Annotated in this window: 18 protein-coding genes; 11 read left to right on the forward strand and 7 right to left on the reverse strand. The window is 65.0% G+C overall.

Features of this window, described 5'->3' with window-relative positions; genetic code table 11:
* Positions 1-4: 4 nt before the first annotated feature.
* From FNZ56_RS00360 to FNZ56_RS00370, 3 genes are all read left to right on the forward strand, one after another.
* Entirely contained in the window at positions 5-877 is an 873-nt protein-coding gene (locus FNZ56_RS00360) for an ATP-grasp domain-containing protein (RefSeq protein ID WP_143877962.1), read from the forward strand.
* Between the two features lie 250 nt (positions 878-1,127).
* The gene (locus FNZ56_RS00365) at positions 1,128-1,388 is read left to right on the forward strand and encodes a hypothetical protein (protein ID WP_143877963.1); all 261 of its coding nucleotides are present in this window, start codon (positions 1,128-1,130) and stop codon (positions 1,386-1,388) included.
* Positions 1,389-1,539: 151 nt separating this feature from the next.
* A complete protein-coding gene (locus tag FNZ56_RS00370) occupies positions 1,540-2,235 on the forward strand; it encodes a L,D-transpeptidase (RefSeq protein ID WP_143880208.1) in 696 nt (231 codons plus the stop codon).
* Positions 2,236-2,258: 23 nt separating this feature from the next.
* On the opposite strand, the gene FNZ56_RS00375 is transcribed toward FNZ56_RS00370, so the two are convergent.
* From FNZ56_RS00375 to FNZ56_RS00385, 3 genes are all read right to left on the reverse strand, one after another.
* Complete coding sequence (locus FNZ56_RS00375; RefSeq protein WP_143877964.1) at positions 2,259-3,527, reverse strand: hypothetical protein; 1,269 nt, start codon at positions 3,525-3,527, stop codon at positions 2,259-2,261.
* Between the two features lie 164 nt (positions 3,528-3,691).
* Positions 3,692-4,453, reverse strand: coding sequence for an ABC transporter permease (locus FNZ56_RS00380; RefSeq protein ID WP_143877965.1), 762 nt, complete (start codon positions 4,451-4,453; stop codon positions 3,692-3,694).
* On the reverse strand, positions 4,450-5,415 hold the full coding sequence (locus FNZ56_RS00385; protein ID WP_143877966.1) for an ABC transporter ATP-binding protein: 966 nt from the start codon (positions 5,413-5,415) through the stop codon (positions 4,450-4,452). The genes FNZ56_RS00380 and FNZ56_RS00385 overlap by 4 nt, the downstream gene beginning before the upstream one ends.
* A 103-nt stretch (positions 5,416-5,518) precedes the next feature.
* Between FNZ56_RS00385 and FNZ56_RS00390 the strand changes: the two genes are divergently transcribed.
* Entirely contained in the window at positions 5,519-6,190 is a 672-nt protein-coding gene (locus FNZ56_RS00390) for a DsbA family oxidoreductase (RefSeq protein ID WP_143877967.1), read from the forward strand.
* Between the two features lie 33 nt (positions 6,191-6,223).
* Entirely contained in the window at positions 6,224-8,506 is a 2,283-nt protein-coding gene (locus FNZ56_RS00395) for an FdhF/YdeP family oxidoreductase (RefSeq protein ID WP_143877968.1), read from the forward strand.
* Between the two features lie 18 nt (positions 8,507-8,524).
* On the opposite strand, the gene FNZ56_RS00400 is transcribed toward FNZ56_RS00395, so the two are convergent.
* Entirely contained in the window at positions 8,525-9,448 is a 924-nt protein-coding gene (locus tag FNZ56_RS00400) for an AraC family transcriptional regulator (RefSeq protein WP_143877969.1), read from the reverse strand.
* Positions 9,449-9,528: 80 nt separating this feature from the next.
* On the opposite strand from FNZ56_RS00400, the gene FNZ56_RS00405 reads away from it, so the two are divergent.
* The 6 genes from FNZ56_RS00405 (at position 9,529) to FNZ56_RS00430 (ending at position 16,884) form a co-directional block, all read left to right on the forward strand.
* Entirely contained in the window at positions 9,529-10,218 is a 690-nt protein-coding gene (locus FNZ56_RS00405; protein ID WP_143877970.1) for an alpha/beta hydrolase, read from the forward strand.
* A 94-nt stretch (positions 10,219-10,312) separates the two neighbouring features.
* Positions 10,313-11,743 carry an MATE family efflux transporter gene (locus FNZ56_RS00410; RefSeq protein ID WP_143877971.1) on the forward strand — a complete coding sequence of 477 codons (1,431 nt, stop codon included), beginning with the start codon at positions 10,313-10,315 and terminating at the stop codon, positions 11,741-11,743.
* Positions 11,744-11,817: 74 nt separating this feature from the next.
* A complete protein-coding gene (locus tag FNZ56_RS00415) occupies positions 11,818-12,867 on the forward strand; it encodes an MBL fold metallo-hydrolase (protein WP_246064633.1) in 1,050 nt (349 codons plus the stop codon).
* Positions 12,868-12,934: 67 nt separating this feature from the next.
* The gene (locus FNZ56_RS00420; protein ID WP_143877973.1) at positions 12,935-14,041 is read left to right on the forward strand and encodes a DUF1615 domain-containing protein; all 1,107 of its coding nucleotides are present in this window, start codon (positions 12,935-12,937) and stop codon (positions 14,039-14,041) included.
* Between the two features lie 94 nt (positions 14,042-14,135).
* Positions 14,136-16,181 (forward strand): M13 family metallopeptidase, encoded by a 2,046-nt coding sequence (locus tag FNZ56_RS00425; protein WP_143877974.1) that lies wholly within the window; start codon positions 14,136-14,138, stop codon positions 16,179-16,181.
* A gap of 16 nt (positions 16,182-16,197) precedes the next feature.
* Positions 16,198-16,884 (forward strand): GNAT family N-acetyltransferase, encoded by a 687-nt coding sequence (locus FNZ56_RS00430; protein WP_246064635.1) that lies wholly within the window; start codon positions 16,198-16,200, stop codon positions 16,882-16,884.
* 16 nt (positions 16,885-16,900) lie between these two features.
* Here the strand turns inward: FNZ56_RS00430 and FNZ56_RS00435 are convergent, their stop codons facing one another.
* From FNZ56_RS00435 to FNZ56_RS00445, 3 genes are all read right to left on the reverse strand, one after another.
* A complete protein-coding gene (locus FNZ56_RS00435) occupies positions 16,901-17,260 on the reverse strand; it encodes a DUF1428 domain-containing protein (RefSeq protein ID WP_143877975.1) in 360 nt (119 codons plus the stop codon).
* A 63-nt stretch (positions 17,261-17,323) separates the two neighbouring features.
* Positions 17,324-19,063 (reverse strand): DUF2207 domain-containing protein, encoded by a 1,740-nt coding sequence (locus FNZ56_RS12810; protein ID WP_185970755.1) that lies wholly within the window; start codon positions 19,061-19,063, stop codon positions 17,324-17,326.
* Positions 19,060-19,614 carry a LemA family protein gene (locus FNZ56_RS00445; protein ID WP_143877976.1) on the reverse strand — a complete coding sequence of 185 codons (555 nt, stop codon included), beginning with the start codon at positions 19,612-19,614 and terminating at the stop codon, positions 19,060-19,062. The genes FNZ56_RS12810 and FNZ56_RS00445 overlap by 4 nt, the downstream gene beginning before the upstream one ends.
* Positions 19,615-19,690 lie beyond the last annotated feature (76 nt).

Consider the following 19,690-nt stretch of genomic DNA (forward strand, 5'->3'; position numbering starts at 1 on the left):
CCGCGTGCATCGCGTCGCCATCCTCACGCCCGATCCGACGGAAGGCGACAATGCTACGTTGTGGCCGAAGGTGCTGGCGCGCCTGCAAACGGCGCTGGATGGCGCGGGCATCGAGGCGGTGCCGACGCCGTGGACCGCGCATGTCGATGATGCGTCGGGCTTGCGGGATTTCGACCGCGTGCTGCCGTTGCTGGCCTGGGGTTACCACTTCCAGCACGCGCGCTGGTTGCGTGCCTGCGCGACATGGCAGCGCGAAGGCCTGCCGGTGGCGAATCCCGCGAGCATGCTGGCGTGGAATTCGGACAAGCGCTACCTCGCGCGGCTCGCCGAACGCGGTGTCGCGATCCCGCCGACGACGTTCACCGACGCGTTGTCGCAGGCCGTCGTCGAGCGCGCATTCGACGGCACGGGCGCCGACGAATTGATCGTCAAGCCCGCGGTATCGGGCGGTGCGTGGAAAACCCGGCGCGTTCGTCGCGGCGATGTCGTCGAGGATGCGCCTGGCACGACGATGCTGGTGCAGCCCTACATGCCGACGATAGAAACCGAGGGCGAAACCTCGTTGTTGTATTTCGGCGGGCGTTTCAGCCATGCGGTGAACAAGCGCCCGGTCGCCGGCGAGTTCCGCATCCAGGAGGAATTCGGCGGACTGTATGCGTTGTTGCCGTCGCCGCCGGCAGGTGCGGTGGCGCTGGCGGAGCAGGTGTTGGCCGCAGTCGACGAGCCGCTGTTGTACGCGCGCATCGACATGGTGCCGGACGCGGATGGGCGATGGCTGTTGATGGAAGCCGAGTTGATCGAGCCGGATTTCTACCTGGGGGTGGATCCGGGGAAGGGTGCGGGCTTCGCGCGGGCGTTGGTTGAAATGGTGGGGTGATTGCGAAACCGGAGCGGCGCAGCAGCAGGCATCCGAATGTCGTTCGCGTCGGAAATCCGTGGAACTCCAGCGAAATTCGCCGATCGGATGCAGCGCCGGATTCAACAGCGCATTTAGGTCGAAATTCCCGCCCGTTTCCGCATCTTCACAATTCGTCCACGTACTCCAACGTCAGCTGAAGCCGGGCGGTCGCGCAGGCTGAAAAGATCGCTATATTCCGACCTCCCCCGACGATGGAAGGAGAGTTGCCATGTTCCTGACCAAGAAACACCTGGCCCGCGCGCTCGGCGTGGCGATCGCTGCCCTGGCCCTGACCAGCTGCGCCACCTACAAGGACGAGTTCGCGAACATCAACACGCGCCTCGATTCGCTCGACACCAAGGTCCAGGCCGCGGCCCAGAGCGCCGACGCCGCCAACCAGTCCGCGACGCAGGCCAACCAGCGGCTGGACCAGATCGAAGGCCGCGTGCAGCAGCTCGAGATGGCGAAGGGTCGCCAGCCGCGCGGCTGATCGCTGTTGCGCGATTCGCGACCACTGGTTTGAACCGGAGACTGGTGGCCTTGCCGGCCACCGGTCTTCGCTTTTCTTTCAGGCCTCGATTCCGATGAACCGTCCCATCCGCATGCGCATATTCCCTGCAATCGCTCGTGGTGCGCTGGCGTTGAGCTTGGCGTTCGCTGGCGTTGGCGTGGCCAGCGCGAAGGATGTCGACGCGAAAGAGGCCAGCGCGAAACCGGTGGCCGCCCTCGACCAGTTGCCGCCGGACCAGCCGGTGTCGGACACGGTGACCGAGCTCGCGGGCTGGGTGGTCGCAAGCAAGGACAGCGAAGGCTATCCGTTCGCGGTCATCGACAAGGCCGCGGCGCAGGTGCTGGTGTTCGGCGGCGACGGCAAGCTTCGCGGCGCGGCGCCCGGGCTCTTCGGTTCGGCGAAGGGCGATCATTCGGCCCCCGGCGTCGCCGGTCTCGCGCTGCGCGAGATCCCGGGCCGGGATCGCACGACGCCCGCGGGTCGATTCGTGGGCGGTTTCGGGCCGTCGATCGACGCAGGGCGGGTGCTGTGGGTGGATTACGATTCCTCGGTGTCGATGCATCCGACGGCGACGGGCGTCGCGAGCGAGAAGCGCCCAGAACGCCTCGCATCGCCTTCGCCGGACGACAACCGCATCACGCATGGATGCATCAACGTTTCGCCCGAGTTTTACGAGCAGGTGGTCGCGCCGACGTTCGCGCATGGCGGGGTGTTCTACATCCTGCCGGACAAGGCGTCGCTGGCGGAGACTTTCCCGGAGTTCGCGCAAAGTCGCGCCGCGACTGCGCAACGCAAGGCCGGAAAACACTCACAACGCGCGCGCTAGCGAAGGCTGCGTTGGCGAGAACTTCAGGCGGTCTTTTCCGCCTTAGGTGTCTTTTCTACCGCAGGAATGTCGAAGACGAGTACTGTCAGTATCAGCTCGCGATTTGCATCTGCTGGATGGTGCATGACATATCGATATCCTGATTGATGCTTCCAGTTGAGCGTACGTTTGTAGAATTCGTGCGTCTCGCTTGTTGCCTTGATTTCTTCCAGAACTTTGCTCGTGTTTTTGTTCTTGTTGAATATCAAAATAGCGGTCTTTGTGTCACGCCATGAAGAATAGCCAAGGAGCTGATCGATGGTTTCTTGGTAGACCTTCTTGCCTTTCCAAAATTTGCACTCACCAATGAACACGTTTTTTCCGTCGATACGCAACAAAATATCGGTTTTTCCTCCAGCATTGAACGTTTCGCCGGTTGCTTGTCCCTCAAACTGTCCGTTGAGTTGCACGAGGTAGTGATCTCGCAGCGCTTCTTCGCCCATTGTCGCGAATGTGGATGGGCTTCGTTCCATCACTTGCGTCATGTTCTGAATCACGGTGAGCACGTGCTCGTAGTGCTCCACACTCATAGTTGGTTCTGGTTCGAAGGGCGCTGCTGATGCCTTTGGAAGAGTTGGTGCAACCTTCTTACGTATCGTTGGGGCGGCGAAGGTTTGCGGAGCATGGGAGCGTACTTTTAACGGTATACCAAGCGCAGCAACTCGACCTTGATTCGCGAGCAATCGCTCCTTGCGCTTTCGGACCGCGGTTTCGGCAACGGCATAAATACCATTGTTGAAGCCACTCATATCTTTTCTAACCCAATCCAAGTGTCGATCAATCTCATCAAGTTGACGATCCAGCGAAGGTCTGATGTCCGTATTCATGTCATGCGGGATTTCAAACGACAGGATGAGGTGCTGGCCAACCACTTTTCCTCTTGGCGGCGACATAGTAAAAGTGCTCGCTCTTGCCTTGAAAAGATCGCCTTCTCCAGCAAAAGGGACATCAATGTCGATCTGTTGACCGGGAATGTATACCGGGCGGCTTTCGTCTCTGATCCAACGATTTCCGTGATATCGGGCGTCAACTTGCGTTTCGCGTTGATCTGCCGTCATTTCATCGCGTAGTAGGCTCGGTGGCTCAATGGTGTACTTTTCGACAAAGTATTGGACCAAGTCATCTTCCGACGTATTGAGTAAGCGGTTGGCCTCAAGCCCTTCGATTTCCCTAATAATCTGATCGCGTTGATGGTCAATCACGTTCCGCAATTCGAGATCGGAAAATAGGTACCCCTTGTCATACGCGCTCATAACAAACCTCGATCACTAAGTGCGTCTTTAATTTATTTTCCCAGTTCACGTATCAATATGTGAGACTGATTCACAATGTTGACATTTCCAGCGAGCGCAGCTCGTCTAAGGTCAATTACCGCAACTAGGCGTGTGCCGCTTACCCGACTTTTGTCAGCACGACATCACGCCTTCAACTTGTACCCCGTCCTGAAAATCCACCACACCGCCAGCAGGCACAGCGCCAGGAAGCCCAGCGTCGCGGCGACGCTGATCCCCACGTTCACGTCCGACAACCCATAGAAACTCCAGCGGAACCCGCTGATCAGGTACACCACCGGATTGAACAGCGCGATCTTCTGCCACACCGGCGGCAGCATCGAGATCGAATAGAACGCACCACCGAGGAACGTCAGCGGCGTCACGATCATCAACGGGATCACTTGCAATTTCTGGAAATCGTCCGCCCACAGCCCGATGATGAAACCGAACAGGCTGAAACTCACCGACGTCAGCAGCAGGAACGCCAGCATCCACAGCGGATGCGCGATGTGGTACGGCACGAACAACCGCGCCGTCACCAGGATCAGCACGCCCAGCATCACCGACTTGGTCGCCGCGGCGCCGACATAGCCCAGCACCACTTCCAGCGGCGACACCGGTGCGGACAGCAATTCGTAGATCGTCCCGGCCCACTTCGGCATGTAGATGCCGAAGGACGCGTTCGAAATGCTCTCGTTGAGCAGCGACAGCATCAGCAGGCCGGGGATGATGAAGGCGCCGTAGCTGACGCCGTCCACGTCGCCCATGCGCGAGCCGATGGCCGCGCCGAACACCACGAAATACAGCGAGGTCGAGAGCACCGGCGAGGCGATGGACTGGGTGATGGTGCGGAAGGTGCGCGCCATCTCGAAGCGGTAGATCGCCTTGATCCCGTGGACGTTCATGCGCGCGCCTCCTTGCCGCCGCCGCGCGACTCGTCGTGCACCAGGCTGACGAAGATCTCCTCCAGCGAGCTTTCGCTGGAATGCAGGTCCTTGAAGCCGATGCCGAGGTCGCCGAGCCGGCGCAGCAATGTGGCAATCCCGGTGCGTTCGGCCTGCGTGTCGAAGGTGTAGACCAGCGCGTTGCCGCCGTCGGCCAGTTCCAGCGGTTCGCCGGTCAGTTCCTGCGGGATCGCCTGCAACGGCGCCTGCAATTGCAAGGTCAGCTGCTTCTTGCCGAGCTTGCGCATCAGCACATGCTTGTCCTCGACCACGACGAGTTCGCCCTTGCGGATCACGCCGATGCGGTCGGCCATTTCCTCGGCTTCCTCGATGTAGTGCGTGGTCAAAATGATCGTGACGCCGCTCTCGCGCAGTTCGCGCACCAGTTGCCACATGTCGCGGCGCAGTTCCACGTCGACGCCGGCGGTGGGTTCGTCGAGGAACAGGATGCGCGGTTCGTGCGACAACGCCTTGGCGATCAGCACGCGCCGCTTCATGCCGCCGGAGAGCGCCATGATCTTGCTGTCCTTCTTGTCCCACAGCGACAGCGAGCGCAGCACCTTCTCCAGGTATACCGGGTTCGGCGGGCGGCCGAACAGGCCGCGGCTGAAGCGCACCGTGGCCCACACGCTTTCGAACGCGTCGGTGGACAGTTCCTGCGGCACCAGCCCGATCTTCATCCGCGCGGCGCGGGCCTCGCGCACGATGTCGTGGCCGTCGGCGAGCACCGTGCCGGAACTGGCGTTGACGATGCCGCAGACGATGTTGATCAGGGTGGTTTTGCCGGCGCCGTTGGGGCCGAGCAGGGCGAAGATCTCGCCGCGGCGGATGTCGAGGCTGACGTCCCTGAGCGCGGTGAAGCCCGAGGCATAGGTCTTGCCGAGGTTGCGGATCGAAACGATGGGGGAAGGGTCGTTCGACATCGTGGATCCTCGGGTCGTCGCTGGCATTGTGCCCGTTGTGGGCTCGCTTGAAACCGGGCGTTCGCGCCATCATCTCCGAACGATCCTTTCCGCCGGAACCGCCATGACCGCTGCCGCCCCCGTCCCGCTCCGCATCGACTTCGTGTCCGACGTGGTCTGCCCCTGGTGCGCGGTCGGACTGGCCTCGCTGGAAGCGGCGCTGCAACGCCTGCAGGGCGAAGTCGAGGCCGACCTCCACTTCCAGCCCTTCGAACTGGACCCCAACATGCCGGCCGAAGGCATGGACGTCGCCGACAACCTCAAGCGCAAATACGGCATGGACGACGCGCGGCTCGCCGAGAACCAGGAGCGCATCCGCGCGCGCGGGGCGGAACTGGGCTTCACCTTCGACTTCAATGCGCGCAGCCGCACCTGGAACACTTTCGATGCGCATCGCTTGCTGCACTGGGCCGAAGGCGAGGGCAGGCAACTCGCGCTCAAGCGCGCATTGCTGGTCGCCAACTTCAGCGAAGGCCGCGATGTCTCCGACCGCGACACCCTGGTCGAAATCGCGACGGGCGTCGGGTTGGATGGGGAACGCGCGCGGCAAATCCTCGATTCGGACGAATTCGCCGAGGAAGTCCGCATCGCCGAACGGTTCTTCACCCAGGCCGGGATCAGCGGCGTGCCCGCGGTCATCATCGAGCGCAAGCACCTGATTTCCGGCGGGCAGCCGCCCGAGGTGTTCGAACGCGCGCTGCGGGAAACCGCTGCGTCCAAACGCGACGCGGAGTAAAGTCGCAGGCGTATCCGCCACGGAGCGCCGGCGATGGCCGACGGCAAGACCCCGCGCTACAAAACCTACAAGGCGCCGGCCGGCGGCTGGGGCGCGGCGGCGGCGACCGCGAAGGTGCTGCTGGAACAGAGCGTCGTCGGCAAGGGATCGAAGGCGCTGCTGGTGATGAACAAGCCGGGCGGCTTCAAGTGCCCGAGTTGCGCCTACCCGGACCAGAGCTGCGGCAAGAAATTCGATTTCTGCGAGAACGGCGCCAAGGCGCTGGCGCACGAAGCAACCAAGTTCCGCGTGACGCGCGAATTCTTCGCGCAGCATTCGGTGTCCGAACTCATGCAGCAGTCGGATTACTGGCTGGAAATGCAGGGCCGGCTCACCGAGCCCATGCGTTACGACGCGGCGAGCGATCATTACGTCCCGTGCAGTTGGGACGAGGCGTTCGCCATGATCGGCGATCACCTGCGCAGGCTCGACAGCCCGCACGAGGCCGAGTTCTACACCTCGGGGCGCACCGCCAACGAAACCGCGTTCCTGTATTCGATCTTCGTGCGCGAGTTCGGCACCAACAACTTCCCCGACTGCTCGAACATGTGCCACGAACCGACCAGCCGCGGCCTGCCGCCGGCGATCGGCGTGGGCAAGGGCACGGTGATCATCGACGACTTCGATCACGCCGAGGCGATCTTCGTCATCGGCCAGAACAGCGGCACCAATTCGCCGCGGATGATGACCAACCTGGTCGATGCGCGGAAGCGCGGCATCCCGATAGTGGCAGTCAACCCGATGCCGGAGCGCGCGCTGATCCGCTTCGCCGAGCCGCAGGACATCGTGCAGATGGCGACGTTCGGTTCGACGCCGATCAGCAGCGAGTTCGTGCACATCCGCATCGGCGGCGACCTCGCGTTCCTGAAAGGCATCATGAAGGTGATGTTCGAGCGCGAGGCCGCGGGCGAAACCGTGCTCGACCACGACTTCATCCGCGAACACACGGTCGGCGTCGAGGCGATCCGCGAGGATGCGATGGCGCAGGACTGGGCGAAGATCGTCGAGGCGTCCGGATTGGCCGAGGAACAGATCCGCCGCTGCGCCGAGATCTACACGCGTTCGAACGCGACCATCCTCTGCTACGGCATGGGCATCACCCAGCACCAGATGGGCTCGCAACTGGTGCGGCAGATCGCCAACCTGCTGCTGCTCAAGGGCAACTTCGGCAAGCCCGGTGCCGGCATCTCGCCGATCCGCGGGCATTCCAACGTGCAGGGCGACCGCACCGTCGGCATCGACGAGAAACCTTCGTCCGCCTACCTCGATCGCGTGCGCGAGGTGTTCGGCTTCGAACCGCCGCGCAAACACGGCCACCACACCGTGGACAGCGTCGAAGCGATGCTGGCCGGCACCGCCAAGGTGTTCATCGGCCTCGGCGGCAATTTCGTGCGCGCGGTGCCCGACACCGACCGCGCCTACGCGGCGATGGCGAAACTCGATCTCACCGTCGGCATCGCGACCAAGCTCAATCGCGGCCACCTGGTGCACGGCAAGGACGCGCTGATCCTGCCGGTGGTCGCGCGTTCGGAGCGCATCGAAACCGCGAAGGGCGAGCAGTTCGTCACCATCGAGGATTCGATGTCGAACGTCACCGCCTCGCGCGGCGTGCTGGAACCGGCCAGCCCCGATTTGCTGACCGAAACCGAGATCGTTTGCCGCATGGCGATGGCGACGCTACCGCAGAGCAAGGTCGACTGGGCGCGCTACATCGACGACTACGACGCGATCCGCGACAAGGTCGCCGAGGTGTATCCGGAGCTCTACGCCGGCTTCAACGAGAAGATCCGCAATCCCGAGGGCTTCCACCTCGACGTCGCCCCGCGCCGCCTGGTGTGGAAAACGCCGAACGGCAAGGCCAACTTCATCGTGATGCCGGGCCTGCACGCGAATGCGGAAGTCGCAGACCCGGCGATGTTGCGCCTCGCCACGGTGCGTTCGCACGACCAGTTCAACACCACCATCTATAGTTACAACGACCGCTATCGCGGCGTGTACGACGACCGCATGGTGCTGTTCATGAATTCCCGGGACATGGCGGATCGTGGCCTGGAGGAATACGACAGGATTTCGCTGGAAACCATCAGCGACGACGGCATCGCGCGCCGCATCGACGGCCTCACCGTGCTCGACTACCCGATGCCGCGCGGTTCGGTCGCCGGTTACTACCCGGAACTGAATCCATTGCTGCCGCTGGATTACTACGATCGCATCAGCGGCACGCCTGCGGCCAAATCGGTGCCGGTGAAAGTGGTGGCGACGGCGACCAACACCTGACCGGCGTCGCGGAATCCGTTATTGCGTTTCGGGTTTCGACTGCCGGCGATAGTCCACCGGTGCGGTGCCGAACTGTCGCCGGAACGCGCGGCTGAAAGCCGGTTCCGATTCGTAACCCACGCGCTGCGCGATCTGCGAGACGCGCAATCTGGTCGATGCCAGCATGTCGGCGGCCAGTTGCATGCGCCAGCGGGTGAGGTAGCGCATCGGCGGTTCGCCCAGCGTTTCGACGAAGCGCTGCGACAGGCCGGAACGCGACTGGTTCAATGCGCGCGCCAACGCTTCCACGCTCCAGTCCTTCGCCGGTTGCGCATGCAGCAATGCCAGTGCGCGGCCGACGACGGCATCGTCCAGCGCGCGGGCCAGGCTTCCGGCTTGCGGCGAGGCGGTGACCAGCCAGTGCCGCAGCGACCATACGAACAACAGGTCCACAAGCCGCGACAGCATTACCGAGCTGCCGAGCCACGGGCGATCGGTTTCCCGCCGGATCGCGGCCAGCGTCACCGACAGCCATTCGCGCGGTGTATCGGGAAATGCTGCGGGTGGTGCCGCCGCATCCGAAACGTGCAGCAACGAGGGCAGGGCATTCGCCAGCAGGGTTCCGCCCGGGCCTTCGAAACGGAAATCGCAGGTCGTGATGCGGGGCCCCGCGTCGCCATCGCCGACGGATTCCAGCGCGTGCGAACCGCCTTGCGGCAGCACCACGAGATCCCCTGGCTGCAATCGCAATTCCTGTCGCCCACTGGTCATGCGCAATCGGCATGCTGCGTTTTCGATGAAATGGAAACAGGCGGAAGATTGCGGGAAAGACAGCGGCTGTCCGGCGCGCAGTGACCGGCTGGTGGTACCTCCGCCCCTGATGCGCGCGGATTCGACGACGTCGAAGAACGCGTCGGCATCGCGCACGGCCCGGCCTTCGTTGGTGTCATGGCGTTTCGGCATGGCAATCCGGTGTTTGGGCCAACCCGGCCGGGCTGGTCGAGCGTATAGTTTCCGCCACTTTCCACGAACAGGAGCGATCGATGAGCAAGCCCGCAGTGGTTCTGGTCCATGGCTTCTGGGGCGGTGCCGCCCACTGGGCCAAGGTCATCCTCGAATTGAAGCGCATGGGTTACGACGACCTGCACGCAGTCGAAAATCCATTGACCTCGCTGGCCGACGATGCCGAGCGCACCCGCAAGATGGTCGCGCAGGTGAAAGGTCCGGTCGTGCTGGTCGGGCATTCCTATGGCGGTGCCGTGATCAGCGAAGCCGGCAACCTGCCGAACGTCGCCGCGCTGGTGTACATCGCCGCGTTCGCGCCGGATGCCGGCGAAAGCCCCGGAGGCATCACCCAGCAGCATCCGCCTGCGGCCGTGGCCAACATCGCGCCCGACAGCGACGGTTACCTGTGGGTCAAGCCGGACAAGTTCCACGAGAGCTTCTGCCAGGATCTCGATGCCGACGAAGCGCTGGTCATGGCGGTGACGCAGAAGGCGCCATTGGCCGCCACGTTCGGCAACAACGTCACCGATCCGGCGTGGAAGCACAAGCCATGCTGGTACCAGATCTCCAGCCAGGACCGGATGATCGCGCCGGAAAACGAACAGCGCATGGCCGAGCGCATGCAGCCACGCAAGATCATCACGCTGGATGCGAGCCATGCCTCGCTGGCTTCGCGCGCGGCGGAAGTTGCGGCATTGATCGACGAGGCGGCGAAGGCAACGGCCTGAGCCTTGTCCCCGGCAACGGGGATGACCGGAATGCCGGTCGTCTCCGTTCCCGCGATCGACTGCAGGTAACATCGGCCTCGACCGAGGAGGCCGCATGCAACCCACGCAATCGCCCGCAAGCACCACGGAGTCTTCGCCGCCGCAATCGCTGTGGGCCGAGCTGCGCGACGCGGTCCGCGGCACTAGTGCCGATTACACGAAGATCCCGCTGCGCCGCGCGGTGTTCCTGCTCGCGGTGCCGATGGTGCTGGAACTGGTGCTGGAATCGACCTTCGCGGTGGTCGACATCTTCTTCGTCGCCAAGCTCGGCCCGTCGGCGGTGGCCACGGTCGGGCTGACCGAGAGCTACCTGTTCCTGCTGTATTCGGTGGCGATGGGCCTGGCGATGGCGGTGACCGCGGTGATCGCGCGGCGCATCGGCGAAGGCAAGCGCGAGGAGGCATCGATCAGCGCGGTGCAGGCGATCTTCGTCGCGCTGCTGGCGTCGGTGCTGCCGGCCATCGTCGGCATTGCCTTCGCGCAGGACCTGTTGCGGCTGATGGGTGGCGACGGCTGGGTGGTCGAACACGGCTATCGCTACACGCAATGGATGCTCGGCGGCAACGCGGTGATCATGCTGCTGTTCGTGATCAACGCGATCTTCCGCGGCGCCGGCGACGCCGCCATTGCGATGCGCGTGCTGTGGCTGTCGAACGGACTCAACATCCTGCTGTGCCCGCTGCTGATCTTCGGCCTCGGCCCGGTGCCGGCGCTGGGCATCGAGGGCGCGGCCATCGCCACCTGCATCGGCCGCGGCACCGGCGTGCTGTACCAGTTGTGGACGCTGTTGCATGGCGGCAAGCACATCCGCGTGGCCGCCTCGCAGGTCGCGTGGCACGGCGCGGTGCTGTGGAACATCGTGCGCACCTCGCTGGGCGGCATCGGCCAGATGATCGTGGCGATGACCTCGTGGATCTTCCTGATGCGCATCCTCGCCAGCATCGGCAACGAGGCGGTGGCCGGCGCGACGATCGCCATCCGGGTGATGATGTTCACGATGATGCCGGCCTGGGGCATGTCGAACGCGGCCGCGACGCTGGTCGGGCAGAACCTCGGCGCACGACAGCCCGAACGCGCGGAAGCCTCGGTGTGGCGCATCGGCTGGTACAACATGGCCTACCTGCTGGCGGTCTCGGTGCTGTTCTTCCTGTTCCCGCACGGCATCACCGGCATCTTCACCGACGATGCGCAGGTCGTCGCCGTCGGCGCGGAATGGCTGCGCATCCTGTCGTACGCGCTGTTCGTGTACGGCTGGTGGATGGTCAGCGTGCAGGCCTTCAACGGCGCGGGCGACACGGTCACGCCGACGCGGATCAACGTGGTGTTCTTCTGGATGATCCAGATCCCGCTGGCGTGGCTACTGGCGCTGCACCTGGGCTGGAAGGAAACGGGTGTGTTCTGGGCGGTGTTCGTGTCCGAAACTTCCGTCGGCCTGTTCACGCTATGGCTGTTCAGCCGCGGCAGGTGGAAGAAGGCGCAGGTCTAGCGACGGATCGCGCACGGCTTGAGTCGATCCGATCCGTCCCCATTGCTGTCGTATCCCCCGCCAGAGTCATCGCCTTGACCGCTTCCCGTTGCCTGCGCGCGCCGATCGGCGACTACGCCGCTTCGCCGCAAACCGTCGCCGGCCAGTTCCGCAACGCCACGCCCAAGCCCGCGACTTCGCCCGATCCGGACGCGAAGACGATGTGGGACTTCTTCTTCAACAAGCCGCGGAACACCCAGCCGCGCGCGCCGATCCCGGTGCACCGGCTGACGCGCGCCGAACTCGACGCCGCGCCGGACCGCAGCCTGTATCGCCTGGGGCACTCGACCGTGCTGATGAAGTTGCGCGGGCAGTGGTGGCTCACCGACCCGGTGTTCTCGCTGCGCGCCTCGCCGGTGCAATGGCTCGGGCCGAAGCGTTTCCACGCGCCACCGATCGCGCTGGACGAGCTACCTCCGATTCGCGGCGTGCTGTTGTCGCACGATCATTACGACCACCTCGACAAGGCCGCGATCAAGGCGTTGGCCGCGAAGACGGACATGTTCCTGGCACCGCTCGGCGTCGGCGACCGGCTCGTCGACTGGGGCGTGCCGAAAGCAAAGGTGCGCCAGTTCGACTGGTGGCAGGACACCGCCATCGATGGCGTGCGCTTTGCGTTCACGCCGGCGCAGCATTTCTCCGGGCGCGGCCTGCGCGACGGCAACCGCACCCTGTGGGGTTCGTGGGTGATCGACGATGGCGAAAAGCGCGTGTTCTTCAGCGGCGACAGCGGCTATTTCGCCGGCTTCGCCGAGATCGGCCGGCGTTTCGGCCCGTTCGACCTCACGCTGGTGGAAACCGGCGCCTACAACGCGCAATGGCCCTACGTGCACATGCAGCCGGAACAGACCGTGCAGGCGCATATCGACCTGCGCGGGCGCTGGCTGCTGCCGATCCACAACGGCACGTTCGACCTCGCCATGCACGCCTGGTGGGAACCGTTCGAACGCGTGCTCACGCTCGGCGGGGAACGCGGCATCTCCGTCGCCACGCCTGCGATGGGCGAACGCATCGGCATCGACGCGCCGCATGCCGGCGAACGTTGGTGGCGCGAGGTCGTGGCCGCGGAAGCGCGGTTGGCCTGAGCGGCGTTCGGCAAGTCGCGGTTCAGCCGCAACACTGCAGCGTGCGCGGACCTCGACGATTCCCCGCATGACGCCCATTCCACGACGCCATCGAACCCTCGCGCTATCGGCCTCGTGCCTCGGCATCGCGATGCTTTCCGGTTGCGGCCTGTTCGACCGCGGCCCGACGCCGGAACAGGTGCGCGCCGACATCGCGAAACGCATTCCGAACGGCGTCGCGGATCGCGAAGGCTGGGCGCGCGACATCCAGGCCGCGTTCGCCGCGCAGGAACTCGAACCGAGCAGCGCGCACTTGTGCGCGGTGATCGCGGTGGTGGGGCAGGAATCGGGATTCCAGGCTGATCCAGCGGTGCCGAACCTGCCGGCGATCGCGCGCAAGGCCATCGCCGAACGCGCGGCGAAGTTCCACATGCCCGCGTTCGTCGTCGATGCCGCGTTGCAAATGCGCGCGCCCGATGGGCGCACCTACGCGGAACGACTCGATGCATTACGCACCGAACAGCAACTGTCGGCGCTGTTCGAGGAAATGACCGCACGCCTGCCGCTGGGCAGCGGACGGCTGTTCGCGCGGCTCAATCCCGTGCATACCGCCGGGCCGATGCAGGTCGGCATCGCGTTCGCGCAGGCGCATGCGCGCGGCTATCCGTATCCGCTCGCCGGTTCGTCGATCCGGCACGAGGTGTTCACCCGCCGCGGCGGCCTGTATTTCGGCACCAAGCATCTGCTGGCTTATCCGGTGGCCTATCCGAAGCTGCTGTATCGCTTTGCCGATTACAACGCCGGCTGGTACGCCAGTCGCAATGCCGCGTTCCAGCACGCGGTGTCGGTGGCGTCGGGTCGTTCGCTGGCGCGCGACGGCGACCTGCTGCGCCCGGGCGCATCGATGGATGCGCCGGGCGCGACCGAGGCCGCGCTGCGCACGCTCGGCCCGGCGCTGGGCATGGACGATGCCGCGATCCGCCGCACGCTGGGGCAGGGCGAATCGCCGCGCTTCGACCAAGGCTCGTTGTATCGGCAGGTCTATGCGCTCGCGGATCGCAAGGCCGGGAAGCCGCTGCCGCGCGCCTTGCTGCCGGAAATCGACCTGCACAGCCCCAAGATCAGCCGGCAACTCTCCACCGCGTGGTTCGCCCAGCGCGTGGACGCGCGCTGGAAACAGTGCATGGCGCGTTGACCCGCATACGCCGGCGGATCGTGACTTCCTGCGCTTGTCGACGGCGGTCGGCTTCGGCACAGTCCGCGGACCGTCCCGTCCCAGGAGCGCCCCGATGCGCCGCACCAAGTCCTTCTTCCGAATCGCGTTGCTCAGTGCGGCGCTTGCTTTCGCCACGGGCGCCATCGCCGCCGATGTACCGCAGCCCGATTTCCTCGCCTCGCACATGGACACCTCGGTCGATCCGGGCGTGGACTTCTTCGAATACGCGAACGGCGCATGGCTGAAGGCGCATCCGATCCCCGCGTCCGAATCCGGCTGGGGCATCGGCAACGAAGTCGGCGAAGAGCTGTACGCACGCCTGCGCACGATCAGCGAGAACGCGGCCAAGGCGCAGGCCGAAGCCGGCAGCGACCAGCAGAAGATCGGCGACTTCTGGTCCACCGCGATGGATACGGCCAAGGCGGACCGGCTCGGCGCGCATCCGCTGGACGCGGAACTCGCGCGCATCGACGCCATCGATTCGGTGCAGGGCGTGCTCGACACCGTGTTCGCGTTCAAACCCATCGGCGTGCGCGGGCTGTTCGGGATCGGCATCGGCCAGGACGACAAGGACAGCGCGACCATGGCGGTGCAGGTCCGCCAGGGCGGCCTCGGCCTGCCGGAGCGGGATTTCTATTTCAACAAGGAAGCCGGCGTGGCGAAGATCCGCGCCGAGTACGTCGACCACATCGCGCGCAGCTTCGAGTTGCTGGGCCGCGATGCCAAGTCGGCGCGTGCTTCCGCCGAACAAGTGATGGCGTTCGAAACCGCGCTGGCGCAATCCTCGCGCAAGCTCGAGGACCTGCGCGACCCGGAGAAGAACTACAACAAGATGGCGATGGCGGAACTCACCGCGAAGTACACGCCCTCGATCGACTGGACCGCGCGGCTCGCGGCCTGGGGGCTGAAGCCGGATTACATCCTTGTCGGCCAGCCGGAATTCCTCGCCGCCGAGGACAAGCTGCTGCAGTCCACGCCGTTGCCGGTGCTGAAGGATTACCTGCGCTACCACCTCGTCGACGATTATTCGCCCTACCTTTCGTCCGCGTTCGACGCCGAGAACTTCCGCTTCCACGGCCAGGCGATGTCGGGCAAGAAGGAACAGCGCCCGCGCTGGAAGCGGGTGATCGACGAGGAAAACGACGCGATGGGCATGGTGCTCGGGCGCATCTTCGTCAAGGACTATTTCCCCGAATCCTCGAAGCAGCGCTACTCGGCGCTGGTCGAGGCGATCCGTTCCACTTTCCACGATCGCATCGAGCGCCTCGACTGGATGGGTGCGGATACAAAGACCAAGGCGCTGGCCAAGCTCGCTGCGGTCACGCCCAAGGTCGGCTATCCGGACAAGTGGAAGGACTATTCCGCGCTTGAGGTCGGCCGCGATTCCTACGCGGCGAACGTGATGGACGCGCAGCGCTGGCAGTTCCAGGACAACCTGGCCAAGTTCGGCAAGCCGGTCGACCGGACCGAATGGGACATGACGCCGCAGACCTACAACGCCTACTACAACCCGTCGAACAACGAGATCGTGCTGCCCGCGGCGATCTTCATGGTGCCGGGCGTGGCCGACGCGCAGGTCGACGATGCGGTCGCCTACGGCTACGTCGCCGCGAGCACGATCGGCCACGAGATCACCCACGGCTTCGACGACGAGGGCCGCCAGTACGACGCGCAGGGCAACCTGTCGGGATGGTGGACCAAGGAAGACGCGGAGCGCTTCAACGCCGCCGCCCAGAAGATGGTCGACCAGTTCGATGCCTACGAACCGATCAAGGGCCTGCACATCAACGGCAAGGCCAGCCTCGGCGAGAACATCGCGGATTACGGCGGAATCCTGCTCGGGCTGGAGGCGTTCGAGAAGACCGAGCAGTACAAGCAGGGCAAGGAGATCGGCGGGCTGACGCCGCTGCAGCGCTATTTCCTCGGTTATTCGCTGGGCTGGCTGTACCAGCAGCGCGAGGAAGTGTTGCGCACGCGCCTGCTCTCCGACGTGCATGCGCCGGCGAAGTGGCGCGTGCTCGGGCCGATGTCGAATATCCCCGAGTTCTACCAGGCGTTCGGGGTGAAGCCGGGCCAGCCGATGTGGCGCGCGCCGCAGGATCGCGTGCATATCTGGTAACGGGAATGTCCTGGTGATGCGGATGGACGATGCTGGCCTCGACAACCCGTTCTTCGCCGCGCTGGACAGCCTGCATCGCGACATCGCCCTGCGCCGGGGCGATGTCGCGCGCTATCCGGCCGATGTCGCGCCGTTCCTCGGCGTGGCGCATGCAGGCGTCGATGTCGGTGACGCATTCGACGCGCTGGTGCCGGAAGGCGACGAAGCGTTGCTGCTCGGCATCGCGCCGGCGCGCATGCCGCCCGGCTGGACGCTGGAACCCTTCGCCGACCTCGCGCAGATGGTGCGCGGGGAACCGCTGGAGGAAGTCGATGGGCCGGACATCCTCGAACTCGGCGAACTCCACCGCAACGACGTGCTGGCGCTGACCGCCTTGGTGTATCCGCATTATTTCCGCCCGCGCACGATGCTGCTCGGGCGCTATTTCGGCATCTACGAAGGCGGAAGACTCGCGGCGATGATCGGCGAACGCCTCGGCGCCCCGGCCGCGCGCGAGATGAGCGCGATCTGCACGCACCCGGATTTCCTCGGCCACGGTTACGCGCGTCGGCTCACCGCATTCCTCGTCAACGACACGCTGCGCGGTGGCCGGTTGCCGTTCCTGCACGTCAGCCACGCCAACACCCGTGCCAAGCAACTCTACGAACGCAGCGGCTGGCGCATGCGCCGCGACATCCCGTTCTGGCGGCTCGCGCGCGCCTGAACGCGGCGCACGCGCGTCAAAGCACGATCATCTGCTTGAACCCGCCCCAGAACATGCGCTTGGCGTCGAACGGCATCTTCTTCGGATCCATCATCGCCGCGAGGCGCGGATCGGCCATCACCAGCTTGTTGATGCGGTCGCGGTCGCGGCGATTGCGGTAGACGATCCACGAGAACATCACCACTTCGCCGGCCTTCAGCTTCACCGCCTGCGGGAACGAGGTGGTCTTGCCCGGCTTGACGTCGTCGGCGACGCATTCGATGTATTCCAGCGCGCCGTGTTCCTTCCACACCTTGCCGCACAGGCGCGACATCTTGCGGTACTCGGCCAGTTTCGCCTTCGGCACCGGCGTCACCATTCCATCGACGTAATGCATGGCGTTCTCCCGAAGCAGGGGAGGCCGATGCTGCCGATGCGCGCGTTAGCGCGACGCGACGGTTCAGCGCCCGCCGCCACCGCCGCCGCCGCCGCCACCGCCGGAAAATCCGCCGCCGCCGCCACCCGAGGAACTTCCAGGTGGCGTCGAGGCCGATGCGATCTGCGAACTCAGGCTGCTGCCGATCGCGCTGGTGAGGCTGGACAGGTTGTCGCTGCCGACGCCGTGGTACCAGGCCATGCCCGCGGTCGCCGTCGCGGCCGCGGCCGCGCCGACCGCGAGCGTGAACTTGCGCGTCCACGCTTCCTCGACCTCCAGCGCCACCGCGTACGGCAGCAGCGCCTGGTAGCGTTCGGCATCGAGCAGGGGCGGCGCGTCGGGGCCGGGCATGCGCGCGAGTTCGTCGCGTTCGGCGACGCAGAGGTAGAGCTTGAGTCCGGCGATTTCGTCCAGCAGCTTGCGGCCCTCGGGCGTGGGCGCGCGCACGAGGATGCCGAAGGCGATCAGCGCCGCGGCCACGAGCACGCCGATGGCGATGATCAGCAGGATTCCGCCGCCGCCCGACAGCAGGAATGCGAGCACGATGCCGCCGATGCCGACCAATGCAGCGAGGCCGACGCTGCCGAGGTTGCGCTGGAACATGCGCCCGGCGTAGGCGTCCTCGAGCACCTTCTTCTGCGCGCCGATCGCCGATTGCAGCAGCGCGGCGTTGTCCTTTTCCAGTTCCAGCGTGCCGCCGTCCTTGAACAGCCCGGCCAGCAACGCACGTTGCGAGGCGGATAGCGCGGCGTGCGCGTCGTCGCCGGTGCGTTGCAGCGACCATTTGTCGCTGAGCAGGCCCTTGTCGCGTTCGATGCGCAGGCAGCCCGCGACTGCCAGCGAGAGCAGGTCGGAAGTGACACAGCGGTTGTCGCCGCCCATCTTCTGGATGAAGCGCAGCGCGGCCGGCGAATAATCCCTGGGCGGTTCGTAGCGGGCGATGACGATGCCGGGCGCCGGGTCGCGTCCGACCGCTTGCCAGCGCCGGAACGCGTACAGGCACATCGTGAACAATGCGCCAAGCGCGACCAGCACACCGCGGTTGTCCTTCAGCAACGACCACAGGCGCTGCGCCTTCGATGGCGCGGTCACGATCCCCTTGGGGAAGCTGAGCACGATGGTCATGCCTTCTTGCGGCGCGAGCGGTCGCGTGAGCTGCCAGTGCGCATGTCCGGCTTCCGGCAGGCTGGCCGCGTAGTCCTGGCCATTCGCGCCCTGTGGCCCGGTGTAGCCCTCGGCACGCATCGCGTCCACCGGTACCGCCTGGGGTAGGCGCACGTCCACGCTCGCCGATTCGATCGGGAAATCCCAGCCGGTGCCGATCGCGTTCCAGTACAGCTCGTCGTGGTCCTTGAAGAATCCGAGCTGGCGGGTGGTGCGGTAGCGCAGGGTGTAGGTGTAATCGGCCGGGACTTGCAGGAAATCGTCGTTGCCGGTGTTGAGGCGAACGCCGTTCGGCTTGCGCTCGGTGAACCATGGTTCGTTGTTGCCGTCGCGCAGCACGGATATCGGCGTGAATTCGACCACCACGCGATTGCCGTAGCGATCCTTGTAGCGGGTGGGGAAATCGCGGTAGATGCCGCGGCGGATGTCGGTGCCTTCGGCATGCACCTTGATGGTTTCGGTGACGTCCATGCTGCCGTCGGCATTCACCGCGATCGTGCTGTCGTAGGACAGGATGCGTTCCTGCGCGAACACGGGCGTCGCCAGTGCGAACAGCAACAGCACGAAAATGCGAAGTCGCATCATGGCGGCCTGCTTCATGGCGTCATCTCCACCTTCACCGCATCGCGGCTGCCGGCCTCGGCCTGGAAGAATTCCGCGCCCTTGAAGCCGAACACGCGCGCGACGAATGCGTCCGGCACGCGCTGGATGCCATTGTCGAGGTCGCGCACCGCGCCGTTGTAGAAACGCCGCGCGTACTGCAGCTGTTCCTCGACCTTCACCAGCTCCTGCTGCAGCTGCGCGAAGTTCTGGTTGGCCTTGAGGTCCGGATACGACTCCTTGAGCGCGATCAGCCGCCCGAGTTCGCGTTCCAGCGAGGCTTCGACTTCGCCCAGCCGCGCCGGTTGCGTCTGCGACAGCGCCTGTGCGCGCAGCTCGGACACCGCCTTCAGCGTCGAACTCTCGTGCCCGGCATAGGCCTGCACCGCCGCCACCAGCGAGGGTACGAGGTCGTGGCGACGCTGTAGTTGCACGTCGATGTCGGCCCAGGCGGTCTTCACCTGGTTGCGCAGGCGCACCAGCCGGTTGAAGGCGAACATCGCCCAGGCCGCGAGCACGGCGAGGAACAGCAGCAGCACGAAGATCATCATTCGCCGGGATCCGGTTGCGTTGACGAGGAAAGTAACGCAAATCCCGCCACGGGCGGGACATTCGCGCGCGCTGCGC

Origin of the sequence: Lysobacter lycopersici, assembly GCF_007556775.1 — a bacterium.
Classification (GTDB): Bacteria; Pseudomonadota; Gammaproteobacteria; order Xanthomonadales; family Xanthomonadaceae; genus Pseudoluteimonas; species Pseudoluteimonas lycopersici.